Source organism: Flavobacterium sp. N1719, from assembly GCF_025947045.1.
In the GTDB taxonomy this organism is placed as follows: Bacteria; Bacteroidota; Bacteroidia; order Flavobacteriales; family Flavobacteriaceae; genus Flavobacterium; species Flavobacterium stagni.
The window spans coordinates 1,719,361-1,739,453 of the sequence record NZ_CP109993.1 but is presented as its reverse complement, the minus strand read 5'-3'; the positions used below and the strand labels follow the sequence as shown (position 1 = coordinate 1,739,453).

Annotated in this window: 17 protein-coding genes; 9 read left to right on the top strand and 8 right to left on the bottom strand. The window is 39.8% G+C overall.

All coding sequences use genetic code 11. The features are described from left to right. Window positions 1-49: 49 nt before the first annotated feature. The 4 genes from OLM45_RS07455 to OLM45_RS07440 are packed head-to-tail and all read right to left on the bottom strand — an operon-like array spanning window position 50 to window position 5,533. Window positions 50-1,519 carry a lipopolysaccharide biosynthesis protein gene (locus OLM45_RS07455; protein ID WP_264509381.1) on the bottom strand — a complete coding sequence of 490 codons (1,470 nt, stop codon included), beginning with the start codon at window positions 1,517-1,519 and terminating at the stop codon, window positions 50-52. Continuing rightward, window positions 1,519-2,811 carry a glycosyltransferase family 4 protein gene (locus OLM45_RS07450; protein ID WP_264509380.1) on the bottom strand — a complete coding sequence of 431 codons (1,293 nt, stop codon included), beginning with the start codon at window positions 2,809-2,811 and terminating at the stop codon, window positions 1,519-1,521. Before OLM45_RS07450 ends, OLM45_RS07455 begins: the two co-directional genes overlap by 1 nt. Next, window positions 2,811-5,252, bottom strand: a complete 2,442-nt coding sequence (locus OLM45_RS07445; RefSeq protein WP_264509379.1) for a YfhO family protein — start codon at window positions 5,250-5,252, stop codon at window positions 2,811-2,813. Before OLM45_RS07445 ends, OLM45_RS07450 begins: the two co-directional genes overlap by 1 nt. 29 nt (window positions 5,253-5,281) lie before the next feature. Continuing rightward, complete coding sequence (locus tag OLM45_RS07440) at window positions 5,282-5,533, bottom strand: DUF4834 domain-containing protein (protein WP_264509378.1); 252 nt, start codon at window positions 5,531-5,533, stop codon at window positions 5,282-5,284. Between the two features lie 110 nt (window positions 5,534-5,643). Between OLM45_RS07440 and OLM45_RS07435 the strand changes: the two genes are divergently transcribed. Together OLM45_RS07435 and OLM45_RS07430 are read left to right on the top strand one after the other, a co-directional pair. Then, complete coding sequence (locus OLM45_RS07435; protein ID WP_264509377.1) at window positions 5,644-6,630, top strand: transporter; 987 nt, start codon at window positions 5,644-5,646, stop codon at window positions 6,628-6,630. Window positions 6,631-6,633: 3 nt separating this feature from the next. Further along, complete coding sequence (locus OLM45_RS07430; RefSeq protein ID WP_264509376.1) at window positions 6,634-7,752, top strand: GTP cyclohydrolase; 1,119 nt, start codon at window positions 6,634-6,636, stop codon at window positions 7,750-7,752. Here OLM45_RS07430 and OLM45_RS07425 read toward each other — a convergent pair whose 3' ends face one another. Together OLM45_RS07425 and OLM45_RS07420 are read right to left on the bottom strand one after the other, a co-directional pair. Next, entirely contained in the window at window positions 7,753-8,511 is a 759-nt protein-coding gene (locus OLM45_RS07425) for a hypothetical protein (RefSeq protein WP_264509375.1), read from the bottom strand. Between the two features lie 360 nt (window positions 8,512-8,871). After that, entirely contained in the window at window positions 8,872-10,131 is a 1,260-nt protein-coding gene (locus OLM45_RS07420; RefSeq protein ID WP_264509374.1) for an aminotransferase class I/II-fold pyridoxal phosphate-dependent enzyme, read from the bottom strand. Window positions 10,132-10,385: 254 nt separating this feature from the next. Here OLM45_RS07420 and OLM45_RS07415 point away from each other — a divergent pair, with 254 nt between their 5' ends. The 5 genes from OLM45_RS07415 (at window position 10,386) to OLM45_RS07395 (ending at window position 15,490) form a co-directional block, all read left to right on the top strand. Next, the gene (locus OLM45_RS07415; RefSeq protein WP_264509373.1) at window positions 10,386-10,961 is read left to right on the top strand and encodes a non-canonical purine NTP diphosphatase; all 576 of its coding nucleotides are present in this window, start codon (window positions 10,386-10,388) and stop codon (window positions 10,959-10,961) included. A 209-nt stretch (window positions 10,962-11,170) separates the two neighbouring features. After that, a complete protein-coding gene (locus OLM45_RS07410) occupies window positions 11,171-13,066 on the top strand; it encodes a DEAD/DEAH box helicase (RefSeq protein ID WP_264509372.1) in 1,896 nt (631 codons plus the stop codon). 154 nt (window positions 13,067-13,220) lie between these two features. Continuing rightward, window positions 13,221-13,988, top strand: coding sequence for a carboxypeptidase-like regulatory domain-containing protein (locus OLM45_RS07405; RefSeq protein ID WP_129460845.1), 768 nt, complete (start codon window positions 13,221-13,223; stop codon window positions 13,986-13,988). A 141-nt stretch (window positions 13,989-14,129) separates the two neighbouring features. Further along, a complete protein-coding gene (locus OLM45_RS07400; protein WP_264509370.1) occupies window positions 14,130-14,786 on the top strand; it encodes a hypothetical protein in 657 nt (218 codons plus the stop codon). A 2-nt stretch (window positions 14,787-14,788) separates the two neighbouring features. After that, entirely contained in the window at window positions 14,789-15,490 is a 702-nt protein-coding gene (locus OLM45_RS07395) for a hypothetical protein (protein ID WP_264509369.1), read from the top strand. On the opposite strand, the gene OLM45_RS07390 is transcribed toward OLM45_RS07395, so the two are convergent. Beyond that, on the bottom strand, window positions 15,441-16,118 hold the full coding sequence (locus OLM45_RS07390) for a TrmH family RNA methyltransferase (protein WP_264509368.1): 678 nt from the start codon (window positions 16,116-16,118) through the stop codon (window positions 15,441-15,443). The genes OLM45_RS07395 and OLM45_RS07390 overlap by 50 nt on opposite strands. A gap of 158 nt (window positions 16,119-16,276) precedes the next feature. Here OLM45_RS07390 and OLM45_RS07385 point away from each other — a divergent pair, with 158 nt between their 5' ends. Both OLM45_RS07385 and purB read left to right on the top strand, forming a co-directional pair. Further along, window positions 16,277-16,969: an SIR2 family NAD-dependent protein deacylase gene (locus OLM45_RS07385; RefSeq protein WP_264509367.1), complete on the top strand. Its 693-nt coding sequence runs from the start codon at window positions 16,277-16,279 to the stop codon at window positions 16,967-16,969. Window positions 16,970-17,021: 52 nt separating this feature from the next. Further along, window positions 17,022-18,365 (top strand): adenylosuccinate lyase, encoded by a 1,344-nt coding sequence (gene purB / locus OLM45_RS07380; RefSeq protein WP_264509366.1) that lies wholly within the window; start codon window positions 17,022-17,024, stop codon window positions 18,363-18,365. 149 nt (window positions 18,366-18,514) lie between these two features. Here the strand turns inward: purB and guaB are convergent, their stop codons facing one another. Next, the gene (gene guaB, locus OLM45_RS07375) at window positions 18,515-19,987 is read right to left on the bottom strand and encodes an IMP dehydrogenase (protein WP_264509365.1); all 1,473 of its coding nucleotides are present in this window, start codon (window positions 19,985-19,987) and stop codon (window positions 18,515-18,517) included. Window positions 19,988-20,093 lie beyond the last annotated feature (106 nt).

Sequence of the window (20,093 nt, the reverse complement as noted above, 5' to 3'; positions counted from 1 at the left end):
TGGTTAGGTTCGGAGGCCCCGGTAGCACGTCTATCGGGGTTTTCTGTTTTTATAAGTGAATAGAAAATTTTGCAGCAACGTTTCGAATTACTTGATTCACTTCAGTAGAAACCTTCCCATAGTAATGCAATCCCACATAAAACAAAGTAACGATTATCGATTTTAAAGCGATGTTTAGAATGGGATGAAACGGAAAATCCCAAAAATAAAATAAACCAAATCCAAGGCAAACAATACCCAATGAAACCCCCGTTTTTGCAGTAAACGGAAACAACTTCATTTTTTTAACCACAAAAAAGAACTTAATCGTGTTGTAAATCATTATGGTTAATAACGTAGCAAAAGCGGAACCATTAATTCCATAAAGAGGGATGAAAATGGCATTCAAAACAATCATTAAAAAAACGGTAAACACCCCAAACAAAAGTACGGTTCGGTAATAATGGGTATTGACAATAATCGAATTGTTATTTCCTAACAAAACATCGTAGTACTTCGATAAACCAATCATGAATACGACCCAGAGTCCGCCCGAATAATCATCAGGCACAATCTGATACATTTGATTTACGTTGACAAAAATGAGCAACATGATGAATCCACCGGTAACTTGTAAATTGATTGATGTTTTTTGGTACAATTCATTCAGTTCTTCCCATTTTTTCTCCACCATTAATTTGGCTGTAATGGGTGCAACAATTTGGGTCATGGCCCGAAAAGGAACGGCAATAACTGTAGCAAAAAAGATGGCTACCGAGTACACTGCATTTTCTTCTATCGCTTTGTATTTGGGAATAAGTACCTTGTCAAAATCAACTAACATTACCGCTACCCCACCCGAAACAATAATGAAGGTGGAATAATATACCACTTCGCGAATATTTTCAGGGATTACTAAAGTAAAGGTGGGGCGTCTGACTTTCATCGCATAAATGACCATTCCTACCGTTTGGGCCAAATAGGCAAAGGCGACACCGTAAACGAATTGCGGTTTGGTTAACACTTCAAAATGGACCATCAAAAGCATAACCATAACTAAAGATCGCACCAAAACTTCGCTGATAAAATTACCAATTACCGATTGCATGTGGACTTTCACCCACGCATAAAACACTTCAAAATACGCCATTAACAATCCTACCACAGGAATCAACCAAAAGAAGGGTTTCAAGGATGGATTTTCCTGCAACCACACACCCGCTATTTCATCGTAAAAGATATAAAACCCGATTCCGAGTGGTACTATCAAAAACAAGGGCATGAAAACGATAAACGACAAAAACTGTTCGCGTTTTTCTTCTGTTTCGTATTGGGAAAAGAAACGAATGATGGTATTTTGAACACCAAAAGCCATAATGGGCATTAAGATATTGGCACCGGATAATATGGTACTCACAATACCGTAATATTCTTTTTGTAAAAAGGACGTATAAAAAAACAAGGCATTAATCGCTCCAATTCCAAAACCGAAGAATGTAATTAGGGTATTCCGAATGGATTGTGATTGTACGATTCCCATTATACTTGTTCGATTACACGCACCAATTGTTGCGTTAAGTTCTTGCGAGAATACTGATGTAAGCCCACAGCATGAGCGACCAATTCCCCCTTTTGAAAATTGCGGTACCAATCCAATAAGGTCGCCTTTAAAGCAACCTTTTCATGGTACTCATAAAACACGCCCGTATTGGTTGATTTGACCATTGCGGCAAAGTCGGATCCACTAGGTCCCATTGCTAAAATGGGTCGGCCGGAAACCATATATTCAAAAAGTTTACCCGGAATAATGCTCCGTGTATCCGGTGAATTGATTTCGATTAATAACAATACTTGCGATTTTCGTTGGTGGGCTACGGCTGTTTCATGGGACACATAGCCTAGGTTATTGACAAAGGTTGACAAACCATTTTGAGCAATGCTAGCCAACACTTCTTCGCTGGTTTTACCAATCAATTTTAATTCAAAATCTTGGGCAAAATCAGCATGTTCTTCGATCAATTCCTTGATGGATTCCCATAAGATACTGGGATTACGATCGGATAAAAAAGAGCCAATATGGGCCAACGTAAATTTTTGATCCAACGATTGTGGCGCTACATTCTCAGTATCATAGCCATTCGTTATGACTTCGATGGGTCGGGAAGTAAGTTGTTGAAATTCGGTTTTGGTTGTCGGACTCGTTACCAACACTAAATCTGCGCTATTGAGCACTTTCTTTTCTAATGCTTTGTGTTTTTTTTCTGCATAGGCCGATAACTTCAAGGCTTTGTGATAACCTATGGTTGTCCAAGGATCCCGAAAATCTGCAATCCATTTTACCTTGGTTTGCTTTTGCAATTCTAATCCGATTAAATGCAAACTGTGCGGCGGTCCCGAGGTGATGATGGTTTCTATTTGATGTTCGTCAATGTACTTTTTTAAAAAAGCAACTGATGGATTCACCCAGAATACACGCGCATCGGGAATAAATAAATTACCGCGAACCCAAAGCAAAAAACGTTGCAATACCGTTTGTTTTTTGGTGGCAGGAATAATCCCTGAACTAATTTTTTGGGTTGATTTCTTGGAAAAAAGTCCGGCAAGTAAATACGGTTCCCATATTTTCCTTTTCAAGATAATTGCTTGGGGCGAAACATCAGCCACCAATTTCTCATCAACAATGGGATACGTCGGATTCTCCGGAAGATATACGATGGGTTGCACCCCAAAATCGGGTAAATATTTCACAAACTTCAACCAACGCTGTACTCCAGGTCCGCCTGCTGGTGGCCAGTAATACGTAATAATGAGTACTTTGTTGGTGTTTGCCATTATGCCTTTCCCTTTTTGCGTGAAAAATAGAACGCTGCTCCCGTGACACCCAACATGAAAAGGAAACTGATTAATGTAATCGTACTTCCTGTTTTCACCACTTGGGGTTCGAATTTAAATTCGATTTCATGTTTCCCTGCTGGAATTGGCATGCCGCGTAAAGCAAAATCCACTTTGATATAATCGGTTAATTTGCCATCGATATAGGCATTCCAACCGTTTTTGTAATACATTTCAGAGAATACTGCAAAACCTTCTGATTTTGATTGGGATGTATATTTCAACTGATTCGGTTGATACGAAAGCAACTGAATTGTGGCTGTAGTATCTTTCACAAAATTGGTCTTGGCCACTTTAAAGTCGGTACTATTGAAAACCGCTTCCTCTTTCGTATTCAACTTATCCAACGCTTTCATGACCGCATCGTCATTCGCGACAGCGGTTAATTTGGATACAAACCATGCATTTCCATTGGCATTGCGATTGACGGTTGGAAACTGCTCCCCTTTTTCATTAACCTGAATAATGTATTTGATATTCAACATATCAATGACTTCCATATTATTCTTAGCAATTTGGTAGTCGAACAATTCTTGAATGGCTCGAGGTTTTACCGCACTATAACCACCAATGGATTTATGAAAGAACGAAGCGCGAGCACTGCTCATATTACCGTCAACATCCAATACTCTGTAATAGGACGGATCTTGTAAAATTTGTTGATCGGCAGGGGTCATTTCAAAAGGTTGTTCGACTTCTCTCGCAGAGACAAAATCTTCACTGTTCACGTATTTTTTGTCCACAAAAAACAAGTCAAAAACCATAAATAATCCCACCAAAACAACGGCTGTAGATACGGCTAACTTGTCTTTGGCATAACGCCATAACACTACAAATGCAAGCGCCATAAGTACGCCCGAACGCAACAAATCTGCGGCATACATGGTTTTACGATCTTCTTGCAAGGCGTCGATAAATCCAATTCCAAAACTTTTATCTTGTCCTTCACTAAACATGCGTAGCAAACTGCTATCCATACCGCCCGCAAAACTAAACTGACTGCGCAACAGAAACAATCCTCCAATGAGAACAAGACAAGTAATTCCGGTTTTTTTCAAGCTATTCCAACGTTTATCGGCATCAAATGTCATAAACGAATGCAATCCCATGATGGCTAATACAGGGATACACAATTCCAAAACTACTTGTATAGATGAAACAGCTCTGAACTTGTCATAGAGCGGAATGTAATCAATAAAAAAGTCGGTCAAAGCCGGGAAGTTTTTCCCCCATGATAAAACCAAAGAAACTAATGCACCCACAAGAAAAACCCATTTAATCTTGCGTTTATCGTGGTACAAGGCCAAAACAAACAAGAAAAACACTACGGCTCCAATGTAGGCGGGCGCTGCAACAATGGGCTGACTTCCCCAATAAGTTCGTGCATAGGCATCGGTAAACTGACGGGCTTCCGCTTCGGTAGCGCCATAATTCAACATGTAATTGTATACACTTGAGTCGTCGCTTAATTTTTCATCATTACCGCCACCAAATAAACGGGGTGCGATTAAGTTCAAACTTTCGTCAATACCATAGCTGTATTCTGTAATATAGCTGCGATCCAAGGTAGTATTCGACGTTTTGGGTTTGCCCATTTCATCCAATTTCAACGTGCTTTTACCACGGGTACTGAATGTTGCATATTCTTGTGTTGCGAGTAAAGCTGTGGCGTTGGCGCCAACCGCTAAAATCAAAGCAACTGCAAACGTTCCTATGATTTTAGGTAGATCTTGTAACGTTTTGTTGAGGAACATTTTTACGCCATAGTAAATTCCGATTCCCAACAAGACAATCAACAAATAATAGGTCATTTGGAAGTGGTTCGCATTGATTTCTAAGGCTACGGCAAACATGGTTAGGATTCCGCCCCAAATATAATTGCGCTTAAAAACCATGAGCACACCGGCCACAACTAAAGGCATATAGGCGATAGCATGCGCTTTGGCATTGTGCCCAACACCGAGAATGACAATCAAATAGGTTGAAAATCCAAACGCGAGTGCTCCGAAAAAAGCTTTAAGCGGATCGGTTTTCAAGACGAGCATGAGCACATAAAACCCAAGAAAATAAAGGAATAAATAATCGGCGGGTCGTGGAAGAAAACGCAAGACATCATCGATATGTCCTATGAAATCATTGGGGTATTGCGCCCCTAATTGATAGGTAGGCATTCCGCCAAAAGCACTGTTGGTCCAATAGGGTTCTGTATGTTGCGCTGCTCTAAAATCGTTTTGCTCTTTGGCCATCCCAGTGTACTGCACGATATCACTTTGGTAGATTTTTTTTCCTTGTAAAACAGGGTAAAAATAAATCAAGGACACCATTACAAAACCTAATACGACTAAGGCATGAGGATATATTTTTTTAAAAAAATCTTGCATTTTTTGGTTCATTGGAAAGGTCATTACGGTTAGTCTACTTCTTCAAAATCAATATATTCTCCCACTACTTCTTTGGATTTTTCGGGTGAAGTTGAAGTCGCTTGTTGTTGGGATTGTTGTTGATGTTGGCGAAATTTATCTTCCATTTGTTGGTTGGCTTTTTCGACTACTTTTTGCGCTAACACAGGCAATAGTAAGCGTGCCACAAATTTGAATATATAATAAAACAAAAGAATATAAAAGAGTGTACGCACTAAATTATTAAGACTTGCTTCTTGCATTGTACTAAATTTTGTCAAAAATACTAAAAAGCCTAATTCCAATCGTGGGAAACTTCATAAATAAATAATAAAAAGTGTATTTTTGGAACACCTAACTTCGAATAAAAAACATGACAAAACAACGTTTATTTTTATCCTTATTCTTGATTTTTTCGATGCTCCTGCAAGCGCAATATACGGACGAAATCAACACTAACCGACCAGGAGAATCCATGAATGCCTATGCGGTGGGTAAACAAGTGATTCAATTGGAATCGGGGTTCAATTATGTAAAAGAGCAATACGATAAAAACCTTTATAATACCGAGGGTTATAGCATCAATTTAAATACCCGCTACGGATTTTGGAAAGAGCAATTGGAGGGAATTTTAGAATTGACCTATCAAAACGACACGTATTTTTCCCAAGCGGGTAATTACCACCGTGATGGTTTTAGAAAGGTTGCCTTAGGGTTTAAATACCTAATTTATGACCCGTTTAAAAACTACGAAACCAAGCCCAACGTGTACAGTTGGAAAGCCAACCATAAATTCAATTGGCACATGATGATTCCTGCGATTTCTGTATATGCTGGGACCAATATCAAATTTGGAAATTATCCCTTTATGTACAAGGGCGAACATTATGGTGCTTTAAGTCCGAAAGTAATGTTGGTCACCCAAAACACATTTACTGGAGCTTGGTCCATTGTCACCAATTTATTTGTGGATAAAATTGCCTCTAATAATCAAACTATTGGTTTTATTGGGACAATTGCCAAAGGATTTAATCGTTGGTCCGGATTTATTGAAGGAAAAATGTTGAGTGGTGGTTACTACAGTGATACCTTTTTTACGATGGGAGCCGCCTATTTGTGGGGGTCAAGCTTCCAAGTGGACGCGTATGTGAGTCAGAACATGAAAAACACACCCAATATTACCTATGCGGGATTAGGTGTTTCCTGGCGAACAGATACCATGTATGAAGATTACATGATTCGATCGCCGAAAGACAAAGACAAAAAGGAAAAGAAAAAATCAAAAGAAGAAAAGAAAAAAGACAAGGATAAGCAAAAACTTAAAAAACGTTTAGACGAAGTCCCTCCAGCAAAACCTTAAACCATGATCACTATAAAAGAAGCGAATACTCCAACCTTGATGAAGTCATTCGTAATGTTTCCTTTTGAATTATATAAAAATGATTCCAATTGGGTTCCTCCTTTAATTCAGGATGAATTAGACACCTTCGACCCCCAAAAAAATCCATCTTTCTCGAATGCAGAAGCTTATTTTTATTTGGCGTATCAAGAAGGTAAAATTGTGGGTAGAATCGCTGCAATTATCAATTGGGAGGAAGTAAAACACCAACAAAAATCGAAAGTTCGATTTGGATGGTGGGACGTGATTGATGATCTTGAAGTAACCAAAGCGTTGTTGGAAAAAGTATACGCTTTAGGCAAAAAAAACAATTTAAGTTATGTAGAAGGTCCGATGGGATTTTCCAATTTGGACAAAGTGGGTGTCGTCACAGAAGGTTTTGACCGCATTGCATCCATGATTACGTGGTATAATTTCCCGTATTACAAAAACCATCTTGAGGCATTAGGGTATGAAAATGAAAAAGAATACATCGAAAGTCATTTCAGTTTTTCCAATGTCGATATAGCACCGTATAAAAAAGCAGGAGATTTGATTCGAAAACGGTATGGGTATGTTTCCAAGAGCTTTCAATCGACAAAAGAAATTCTGCCCTATATCGACGAAATGTTTGCCTTATTTAATGAAAGTTATGCCCGATTATCATCATTTGTGGCGATCAATCAAATTCAAATCGACTATATCAAAGAGAAGAATATCAAACTGATTAATCCCGAATACATCAAATTTGTTTTTGATAAAGAAGGAAAAATGGTCGCCTTTGGAATCGTAATGCCGAGTTTTTCTAAAGCCTTAAAAAAAGCAAAGGGACGGTTATTTCCCTTTGGATTTTTGCATTTGTTACGGGCAAAAAAACACCATGATGAAGTGTTATTTTATTTGATTGGTGTTGACCCTGAACATCAAAATAAAGGCGTCACCGCTTTAATTTTTGAAGAATATTATGATTCATTCAAAAAAAACGGAGTGCAAAATTGTATTCGCACTCCGGAATTAGAGGATAATGTGGCCATTCAAAACATTTGGAAAAATTTTAATTCAGAAGTTTTCCGCCGTCGAAGAACCTATACAAAAGCGTTATAATTATTTTCCTAGGTAAACAAAACCATTGATAGCCATGTACGGATTTTGCACATTCAAAGCTTGTTGCGTCACTCCACCATTTATTGATGATGTTGTGTGACTGTGTGATCCACTTGATGAAGTAGAGGATGTGTTCGTTGTAGAATTCAATAACTGGTAACCAACGGAGCCGGTTAAATTCAATAAATACGTAGAAGATGTACCTGCAGTATGGGTGTGTGCTCCATTAGTTGAAGTCGATAAAGTTACATCAGGAAGTTGGTTTTGTGCGATAGAAATCGAAGCATTCCCTCCTGTTCCACCTAACGGTTTTGATCCACTTGTACCTACAATAGTTTTATCGGATAAATCAGGTAATGATTCTCCAAATCCTAAAGCAGTTGCTGCATCTTGTTGCGTAGTAGTCAATGTAGATTTTGATCTTCCATCCATCAAAATCCAACCATCATGGTCTGTAGTTTGAAAACTGTATTTCACATCACCATAACTATTTACTTGCTGATAAATAGGTAGCCAAGAAGCACCTCCATAGTAATAATAATGGTTATCGGTTGTGAGATAAACCACCTGACCAGCACGATTACCGGTAGCAGGCAGTGTTGAAATTTGCGGAATCGCAATCCCTGCTGTTGCATCAGGAGCTGCAGGATTAGTAGTTCGTACGTCTAAGTCGGCTTGAGGATTAGTAGTTCCTACTCCCACTTGTGCCATAGCTGCATTCACTAGGCAAAAACTGATTAATAGTAAGGTTTTTTTCATGGTACTTCAGAATTTTTCTCTGATGGGGCATCAGAATTTTGTTTGACTTCAGTGATTTGCAGAAATACCTTTAGACTAACTAGAGTCTTAATGGATTGTTAGGGCTTAATCCGAGAATAAAATTAGAATTATCTTACAAATTTACCAAAAAAATAATCGGTAAAATACTACAAAAAACGATAAAATGCAATTTTAAATTATTTTTATACTAATTTTCTTACAAATTATAAATGATATAGGAATCATATTTTAACACAACTAGTTATCTTTCAAAGTAAATGTTATCGACTTTATAGAAGAATATTCATAAAAAAAATCCACCGTTTCGGGTGGATTTTTATAATTGTTTATTGCTAAGTATTACGATACATCAACTGTAGTCGCCTCAGCAATCTTTTTATACGTACCGTTTTCTAATTTTTCACGAATCGCTTCAAATGCTGCTAGGGTTTCATCAACATCTTGAATGGTATGCGATGCTGTAGGAATCATACGTAATAAGATAATTCCTTTTGGAATTACTGGATACACTACAATCGATAAGAAAATATTGTAGTTTTCCCGTAGATCATTCACCATCACCATGGCTTCCGGAATCGAACCTTCTAAGTAAACTGGCGTCACACAAGTATTGGTATCCCCAATGTTAAAGCCGCGTGACGTCAAACCGTTCTGTAAATAATTGACATTATCCCAAAGCTTTTGCTTTAACTCAGGCATAGTGCGCAACATTTCCAAACGTTTTAAAGCACCGACTGTCATAATCATAGGTAATGACTTGGCAAACATTTGAGAACGCAAATTGTATTTCAAATAATCAATTACATCTTGGTCAGCTGCTACAAAAGCACCAATACTTGCCATCGATTTAGCAAATGTAGAGAAATACACATCAATTCCGTCTTGGCAACCTTGCTCCTCACCTGCTCCAGCACCTGTTTTACCCAAAGTACCAAAACCGTGCGCATCATCGACCAATAAACGGAAATTGTATTTTTCTTTTAAGGCGACAATTTCTTTCAATTTACCTTGTTGCCCGCGCATACCGAAAACACCTTCGGTAATCACAAGGATACCTCCACCATTTTCTTCTGCCATTTTAGTAGCACGCTGTAAATTCTTTTCTAAACTCTCTACATCATTGTGCTTATAGGTGAATCGCTTACCCATGTGCAAACGTACGCCATCAATGATACAGCCGTGAGAGTCTACATCATAAACAATCACGTCGTTTTTCGTCACCAAAGCATCAATAATTGACACCATTCCTTGGTACCCAAAATTTAATAAATAAGCTGCTTCTTTTTGTACAAATGTGGCTAATTCATTTTGTAATTGTTCGTGTAAAGTGGTATGACCACTCATCATACGAGCACCCATAGGATAAGCAGCACCATAGGTTTGCGCAGCCTCTGCATCCACTTTGCGAATCTCAGGGTGGTTAGCTAACCCTAAATAATCATTGATACTCCAATTCAAAATCTCTTTGCCTTGGAATTGCATTCTCGGACCTAACTCACCTTCCAATTTTGGAAAAACATAATAGCCTTCTGCTTGCGAAGCCCAGCGCCCTAACGGACCTTTATTTTGTTGTATTCTTTCAAATAGATCTTTTACCATGATATGTTAGTGCATATTAAAGAAAGCAAAAGTAGGAATTAAGTGTATGTCTTCCTAATGTTATTTTTGGATGATATCAACAATAAAAAGGCTTTTTTTAACCAAATATCCGCTATTATGGAAACATATATTTCCTATTTTTAATCCACAAAAAAATAAAGTCAATTAAACTCATCCGTTCTTAACCTTATAATTCTTAAGTATTCAATTTAAATAAGAATAAGAAATTTATTTACTTTCGTGAAAAAATTAGCATGAAACTCGTCTTTGCATCCAATAATACTCACAAAATAGCCGAAATCCGTGCCATGCTTCCGAAGTCTATCGAATTGGTAGGATTACAAGACATTGGCTGTGATGTCGACATTCCAGAAACCGCAGACACAATTGAAGGCAATGCGCAATTAAAAGCCGATTATGTGACCCAATACTATGGTCTTCCTTGTTTTGCCGATGATACTGGACTAGAAGTTGAAGCGTTAAATGGAGCACCCGGTGTGCATTCTGCGCGCTATGCTGGTGAGCAAAAAAACGCTTTGGACAATATGAATAAACTGTTGTTTGAATTGGACAACAAAGCCTCACGAAAAGCCCAATTCAAAACGGTTATCGCCTTAAATCTCAATGGTGAAACCCACCAGTTTACTGGAATTGTTAGTGGTGAGATTATTCGTGAAAAACGCGGTACACAAGGATTTGGCTACGACCCCGTTTTTGTTCCCACTGGACAATCCCAAACCTTTGCCGAGATGGATGCTTCTGAAAAAGCGGCGCTAAGTCACCGTGGAAAGGCTGTCCAACAACTAATTACATTTTTATCGGATAAATAATCAATTCGTTACGACATCTTTACGCATCGGCATTTTAAAATTTTAATCCCCTTCTTTTTCCACTAAAATCCTGCATTTATCGCAGTTCAATTTTTAGTAATTCCTTGATTTTCAATCGAAATAGCAACATCCACTTTATTACTAATCACTTAATAATTAGCTATATCCAATTATTAAGTCTACCTTTGCACCCGAATTAATACGATCTAATGAATAAATTTGAACAATTAGGCCTTAACGCCCAGCTTTTACAAGCAATTGGCGATATGGGATTTGAAACTCCGTCGGAGATTCAAGAAAAAGCGATTCCTGTGCTTTTGGAACAGGAGACTGACCTTGTGGCTTTGGCCCAAACCGGAACCGGAAAAACTGCAGCTTTTGGCTTTCCGTTAATACAAAAAATAGATGTCGATGACCGCACTACGCAGGCATTGATTTTGTCCCCAACACGCGAACTGTGTTTGCAAATTACCAACGAATTAAAACAATACTCCAAATACATCAAGGGCCTTAATGTGGTAGCGGTGTACGGAGGTGCTAGCATTACCGAACAAGCTCGAGAAGTGAAACGCGGTGCGCAAATCATTGTTGCGACTCCAGGTCGTATGCAAGATATGATTAACCGTGGTTTTGTAAACATTAAAAACATTGCCTATTGCATTCTAGACGAAGCGGATGAAATGTTGAACATGGGATTCTATGACGACATTTGCTCCATCCTTTCTGATACTCCGGATGACAAATCGACTTGGTTGTTTTCTGCAACTATGCCTGCTGAAGTAGCACGCATTGCAAAACAATTCATGTTTGACCCCGAAGAAATCACGGTGGGAACTAAAAACTCAGGAACAGCAACCGTTTCTCACGAATTTTATGTGGTAAACGCGCGTGATCGTTACGAAGCATTGAAGCGTTTAGCCGATGCTAATCCCGATATTTTCTCGGTGATTTTCTGTCGAACCAAACGCGATACGCAAGCCGTAGCCGAAAAATTAATTGAAGATGGTTATAATGCTGCAGCGTTACATGGCGATCTTTCTCAGGCACAACGTGATGCTGTAATGAAATCGTTCCGTGGGCGTCAAATCCAAATGCTTGTTGCAACCGACGTAGCGGCTCGTGGAATTGACGTGGATAACGTTACTCACGTAATCAATTACCAATTACCGGATGAAATTGAAACCTACAACCACCGTTCCGGTCGTACCGGACGTGCGGGTAAATTAGGAACATCCATTGTAATTATTACCAAATCTGAAATCCGTAAAATCCACACAATTGAGAAAATCATCAAACAGAAGTTTGAAGAGAAATCAATTCCGGGCGGAATGGAAATCTGTGAAATTCAGTTGTTACACTTGGCCAACAAGATTAACGATACCGAAATTGATCACGAAATCGACAACTATTTACCAGCCATCAACCAAGTGTTTGAAGGGTTAAGTAAAGAAGAATTGATCCGTAAAATGGTTTCGGTAGAATTTAACCGTTTCTTGAATTATTATAAAAAGAAAAAAGACCTTTCCGGAGAACGCAGCAGCAATGAGCGTAGCTCAGGAGGCTCTATCAAAGCAGGGGATGCAGTACGTTATTTCATTAACATCGGATCACGTGATGATTTTGATTGGATGAAATTAAAAGACTTCTTAAAAGAAACTTTGGATTTAGGCCGTGACGACGTATTCAAAGTGGATGTAAAAGAAGGTTTTTCATTCTTCAACACCGATGGTGAACATGCTGAAAAAGTAATGGATATATTCTCCAATTACCAATTGGACGGACGTAAAATCAACGTGGAAATCTCCAAAAACGACGGTGGTAATCGCCGTGGTGGTGGCGGTGGACGTGGTGATTTTGGAGGAAAACGCGAGCGTCGTGATCGTTTTGCCGATCATTCAGAACGCAGAAGCGAACGCCGTGGTGATCGTAGCGATACCCGTTTTGAAGGTCGCAATGACCGTCGTAGCGATAGTCGCCCCGAAAGACGCCGTTCCGAAGGTGGAAGCACTGAAGGTCGCCGTAGCGAAGGCCGCCGCTCTGAAAGTCGCCCAAGCAATCCAGCTAACAAAGCCTTTGAAGCTGCAAAACGTCGCAGAAAAAGTTAATACAAGCCCTCTTCGGAGGGCTTTTTTATTACCACAAGTTAAAACTTTCTCATTCTGTGAAATATCTTTTAGCTTGTTAATTTTCTGATAATGTTTGTAACCCAAATTGCAGTTATTGTTAAAATGTGTACTTTTAACCTCAGAAAGTAGGGTAATGAAAAAATGGATACTCTTATGGGCAGTATTTTTCTTCGGTTGTGTTTATGCACAAGAAACCGGCGATAAAACCGTTCAAGGTACCATTGTCAACTCAGCAACTGCCCTACCCATTTCCAACGTCAACATCATCAACATTAATCGTGTTAAAGGAACTCAAACTAACGATAAAGGAGAGTTTACGATAAATGCGGCAGTCAACGATACTTTACACATTACTATGATTGGTTTTCAATCCCTTCGGGTTCGCGTTACCAATGACTGGATAAAAAATGGAACAACCCGTTTGGAATTAACTGAAAAAGCGATTGCTTTGGAAGAAGTGGTCATTCGGAAATACCAATTAACCGGTTACCTCGAAGTCGACACTAAATTGATTCCCGTACAAGAAAATTACCGCTATAGTATTTCTGGATTACCTCAAGCGTATGAAGCGGGTGAATCATCACCCAACGCCTTCACCCGCGTCGTCAATTCGGTTTTCAATCCCGCCGATATGCTCTACAATTTCTTTGGTAAAAAACCCAAAGAACTCCGCAAATTACGGGAAATGAAAAAAGATGATACGGTTAAAAATCTTTTAGAAACCAAATACGACCGCGAAACTATCGCTATTTTGTTAGGTGTCGATAAAAAAGATATCGCCGAAATCCTAAGTCGTTGCAGCTACTCCGAAGCCTTTATTGAAACGGCAAATGATCTTCAAATCATGGATGCCATTAGCCAATGCTATGAGCAATACAAGGTTTTAGCCAAGGTTAAATAACATTTCCCCCACTATTTTTTCGTTGAGAATGTGTATCTTGGACGCCTATTAACAAACAGTCCAATGAAAAAAACGTATTACTTTCTCTTACTCCCCATTCTTTTTATTACCCTTACTAGTTGCAAATCGCGTACTCAAAAAATGCATGAATTTGCGAATGCCTTCAATCAAACAGCTTCCATGTCACCTACTCAATCGGGGTCACATGCCGAAGTAGAAGGATTAGATATTATCAAATTGGATTTGGCAACTGCGCTCGATATCAATGACCCCTCCAGTTCGTCCACCTCATCTTTTCTTGAAAAATCACTCCCAAGTATGTTTCAAAACGATGAAACGATGATGGACTTGATCAATGAAGCGGTAAAATTTAAAGTAAATATAACCGATATCAACGGTCGTATTATTACAACTTTGATGATTGACAAAGCCTACTTAGATAAACAAAATAAAAGTTCGTTTAAATCGCCCACATCAAACGACCCAATCACCATGGCTTTGGATGCGTTAAACAGCAATCTTCCTATGAACAATGCTGACGGAACACGATTGATGAAAATTGAAAAGTTGGGTAGTAATACGCTAGAATACACCATGGAAGTTCCCAATGATGTGAAAGACATTATTAGCAGTCCGAACGCTGTTCCACTTGTCAAAGAATCCATTATTCAAGATCCTTCTACAAAAGCTACTATTCTGCGGATGCGTGGTTTGGGTATTCAAAAAGTGAATTACAAATTGGTAGATACCGAAGGTAAAAAATTAACGACTATTGAATTTAACGCGTCCGACTTTTAATTATGGAAAATAATAGCCCATGGCGTTCTGTGTTGAGCGTCGTCATTTTAATCATTGCCTTAGTGCGCATTGTGATGTTTTGCAACCGCCAAAACTCCACTCCAAACTACAATTCGGATCAGCAAATACAAAATATGATGCAAACGCAACAGGAAACAATGCAACGCGTCCAAGAAGCACAAGCTGCAGAAGCTCCGAAACAATTGTATACAGCGTATGCTACTTTAAAAGAGACGGAAGATATTGTATTACTCAATCGTGGTATCGAGCGCTTAGCCAAAGATTCGTTGTTTCCTTTCGACTTGTCAACCAGTTTAAAATTGGAAAAAGGAACTATGTTCATTCGTCGTCCGCAAGCTCCTATCCGTTTCGGATTTAAAGGATCGAATGATGTGATCACCTGGATCAATGATTATACTGAAAAAGGCACCGTGAGCGAACTCTTGGCGGCCACCCATCCTGAATTAAAAATCACCAAAGAAGATACTTCTTCGGAACGAACCAAGCAGATTTTTTACACCTACACCCATGAAGGGCAAAAAATAAATGGTTTTGGCGTGTGTACTACTGAAGACTCGGGTACAATTGCGATGTTGTTCGAACATGAGAAAAAAACCAGTGCGCAATTAAAAACAGAGTTCATGACGTTTGTACTTACTCATTTTGTGAAAGTAACTGACGATCCGAATAAAACCGTTCAATAATACGATCTACATCTTTGATGGAATTTTTCGTCCATTGCAAACGATGTTCCAAAACTTCTTCTTCCGTTAAGTGCCAGTCGATTTCCGATTGGCGCAAACGGGTGGTTAAATCTTGAATCACAATCGCTGCGGAAACAGAAATATTCAAACTTTCCGTAAATCCGACCATCGGAATCTTCAAAAATCCATCAGCTTGTTCCAATATTTCAGGCGACAACCCTTCTTTTTCTGTGCCAAAAAATATGGCCGAACGCTTGGTGATATCAAATTCATGGAGGTAACACGAATCGTTATGGGGCGTGGTAGCAATGATTTGATAGCCTTGATTGCGTAAGGTATCGATACAATTGGGAATGGAATTATACCGATATACATCCACCCATTTCTGTGCGCCCATGGCAATTTCACGGTCGATTCGTTTACCAAACTTCTGTTCGATTACATGCAAACCTTGCACGCCAAAAACCTCACAACTGCGCATCACCGCACTTGTATTGTGCAATTGGTACACATCTTCCATCGCAATGGTAAGGTGGTTGGTACGCAAGGCTAAAATTTTTTTGAATTTTTCTTTGCGTTCCTCCGTTAAAAAATCTTCTAGGTAGGCAAACAATTCCAAATCGACCATTATAGTTTTATTTTTAGACAAAAATACAATTTTAATATAGTCGGTACTAGGAAATAGAAATTAGCACCTATTTCTAGTTTGCATCTTTACACTTTCTTCTTGCATCTCACCTCTTTCTTCGTAATTTGCACAATCATTAAGTAAAAACTACTTTTTCCATGAAAACACTCACCCTATTAACTGGCGCAGGAATGTCTGCCGAAAGTGGAATCGCCACCTTTCGAGATGCTAACGGATTATGGGAAGGACATGATGTAATGGAAGTCGCAACTCCCGATGGTTTCCGTCGAAATCCCGATTTGGTATTGAAATTCTACAACCAACGCCGACGCCAATTGCATACGGTGAAACCAAACGTAGGACACACCACGTTAGCCCAGATGGAAAGGGAATTTAAGATAAACATTGTCACTCAAAACGTCGATAATTTGCATGAAGCGGCAGGAAGTTCCAATGTCTTGCATTTGCATGGCGAACTCCTGAAAGTGCGCTCAACCAAAGACCCTCATTACATCATAGAGTGGCCAGGCGACTTGCATTTGGGTGATTGTGATCCAAACGGTCGACAATTGCGTCCGCATATCGTTTGGTTTGGCGAAGAGGTTCCTGCCCTTGAAGAAGCAGTAGTACGTGTTCAAGAAGCCGATGCAGTAGTGGTGATTGGAACGTCGATGCAAGTGTATCCGGCAGCCGGACTCATCCACTATGCGCGTCCCGGAGTGCCGCTATTTTATATTGATCCCAAACCCGCTACCTTATACGACATCGCCAATCCACTCGAAATCATCCCCGAATCGGCGTCAATTGGCGTGCCCCTACTTTGGGAAAAGTTGAAAAAAGTGTGGAGTTAACTTGGCGTTTCCAAATACAAATCCGTAATTTTGCGCCTTAACAACACAACCTATGTCACTTACTGCACTGAACGCAATTTCGCCCATCGACGGACGTTACCGTAAAGTTACCCAACCCCTTGCCGCCTTTTTCTCGGAAGAAGCCTTAATCAAATACCGCGTTTTAGTAGAAATCGAATATTTTATCGCTTTGTGCGAAGCCGGTTTACCACAATTGAAAGAGGTAAATCCATCGGTATTTCCAAGCCTTCGGGAATTGTATAACGAATTCACTACCGAAGATGCCTTGTGGATCAAGGAAACCGAGAAAACGACGAATCACGATGTGAAAGCGGTGGAATATTTCATCAAACATAAATTTGACCAACTCGGATTAGAAGCGTTTAAAGAATTTATTCACTTCGGACTCACCTCGCAAGACATCAACAATACCGCCATTCCGCTTTCAACGAAACATGCCTTTGAAAAGGTTTATCTCCCTTCTTTGATTGCCGTGATTGCGCGTTTAAAACAATTAGCCATGGAGTGGCATGACATTCCTATGTTGGCACGCACCCATGGTCAGCCCGCTTCTCCTACCCGTTTGGGAAAAGAAATACTGGTTTTTGTAGAACGTTTAGAAGAACAAATGCGTTTGTTATTCAACGTGCCTTTTGCCGCTAAATTTGGAGGAGCCACTGGAAATTATAATGCGCACCGAGTTGCCTACCCGAATACCGATTGGAAGAACTTTGGAACAAATTTCGTGGAAGGCGTTTTGGGCTTACACCATTCTTTTCCAACAACACAAATCGAACATTACGATCACTTTGCAGCCTTTTTTGATGCTTTAAAACGAATCAACACCATTTTAATTGATTTGGATCGCGACATTTGGACGTATGTGTCTATGGATTATTTTAAACAAAAAATAAAAGAAGGCGAAATCGGTTCGTCTGCCATGCCGCATAAAGTCAACCCAATCGACTTCGAAAACTCAGAAGGAAATTTAGGGATGGCCAATGCTTTGTTCGAACATTTAGCCGCGAAACTTCCCATTTCACGTTTGCAACGCGACTTAACCGATAGTACGGTTTTGCGAAATGTTGGAGTACCTTTAGGTCACACCATTATCGCTTTTGAAGCCACATTAAAAGGCTTGAACAAATTACTACTGAATGAAGCCAAATTGGCCGAAGATTTAGAAAACAACTGGGCTGTGGTGGCTGAAGCCATTCAAACCATCTTACGCCGTGAAGGGTATCCCAATCCGTATGAGGCTTTAAAAGACCTTACGCGAACGAACGCTACAATCAACCAAGCTTCAATTCACGCATTTATCCAAACCTTAAAGGTAAATGAGGCTATCAAAGCCGAATTGATGGCAATTACGCCTAGCAACTACTTGGGAATATGAGGGTTATTTTAAATTATAATTTTAAATGAACGGCTTACTGAGGTGAGCCGTTTTTTTGTTTTTGGACATACTTTTCTTTTCTTATTCCTTCAAGGAAAGAAAAAAATAGCGCATCTTATTTTGAAAAGATACGCTATCCTATTTTTATATTATCGGGAATAATTCGGTGCTTCCTTGGTAATGGTTACGTTATGGGGGTGACTCTCTCCGATACCGCTGGCGGTAATTCGCACAAAACGTCCGTTTTCTTGAAGGGTTGGAATGTCTTTCGCTCCACAATAACCCATACCAGCGCGAAGTCCGCCAATAAATTGTTGCATACTTTCATTAAGTTCGCCTTTGTAGGGCACTCTACCTACGATACCTTCGGGGACTAATTTTTTCACATCGTCTTCCACGTCTTGGAAATAACGGTCTTTCGACCCTTCTTGCATGGCTTCCACCGAACCCATCCCGCGGTAGGATTTGAATTTACGTCCCTCGAAAATAATAGTTTCACCCGGTGATTCTTTAGTTCCCGCTAATAACGAGCCCAACATCACACAATCAGCGCCTGCTGCAATGGCTTTCGGAATATCTCCAGTATAACGAACTCCACCGTCGGCAATCACTGGTACACCTGTTCCGCGTAGTGCAGCCGCAACTTCTAGTACAGCTGAGAATTGTGGGAATCCCACTCCTGCTACAACACGGGTGGTACAAATCGAACCGGGTCCGATACCGACTTTCACCGCATCTGCACCATTTTCAACTAAAAACAATGCTGCTTCGGGTGTAGCAATATTTCCAACTACCACATCCAATTGCGGGAATTTTGTTTTTACCGCTTTCAATACTGCAATTACCCCATACGAATGTCCGTGAGCGGTATCGATTACAATGGCATCAACACCTGCGTTTACTAGAGCAGTCGCACGATCAAGAGCATCACCTGTAACCCCAATCGCAGCCGCTACTCGTAATCGTCCAAGGGCATCTTTGTTGGCATTGGGTTTCTGAATTAATTTGGTGATATCGCGGAAGGTGATTAAACCAATCAACTTGTTTTGACCGTCAACAACCGGCAATTTTTCGATTTTATTTTCTTGCAAAATGCTTTCGGCTTCAACTAGTGTTGTTCCTTGAGCAGCCGTCACCAAATTTTCAGATGTCATCACTTCCAATATAGAACGACTGTTCACTTTTTCAAAGCGTAAATCACGGTTGGTCACAATTCCTTTCAATAATCCTTCACCATCTACAACAGGAATACCACCGATGCCGTATTCTTTCATGGCTAATTTAGCATCACCAACCGTTGCCGAAAGCGGCAGGGTTACCGGGTCGATAATCATCCCACTTTCTGCACGTTTCACTTTACGCACTTTGGCGGCTTGCTGTTCGATGGTCATGTTTTTATGCAAAACACCAATCCCACCTTCTTGCGCCATCGCAATAGCCATAGCACTTTCGGTCACGGTATCCATTGCGGCCGAGACAATCGGTACATTGAGTGTAATGTTGCGGGTGAATTTGGATTGAATGCTAACTTCGCGGGGGAGTACTTCAGAGTATCCAGGAATAAGGAGAACATCGTCGTAGGTTAAACCTTCACCGACGATTTTGGTGTTGTGTGCCTTCATGTTGCAATTTAGTTGTTGTAGTTAAATTGCATGCAAATGTAGGGCTTTTATTTGAGGAAAATGTTTAAAATTTGTTATTTGTTTCAGGTTTAAAGTTTAATGTTTC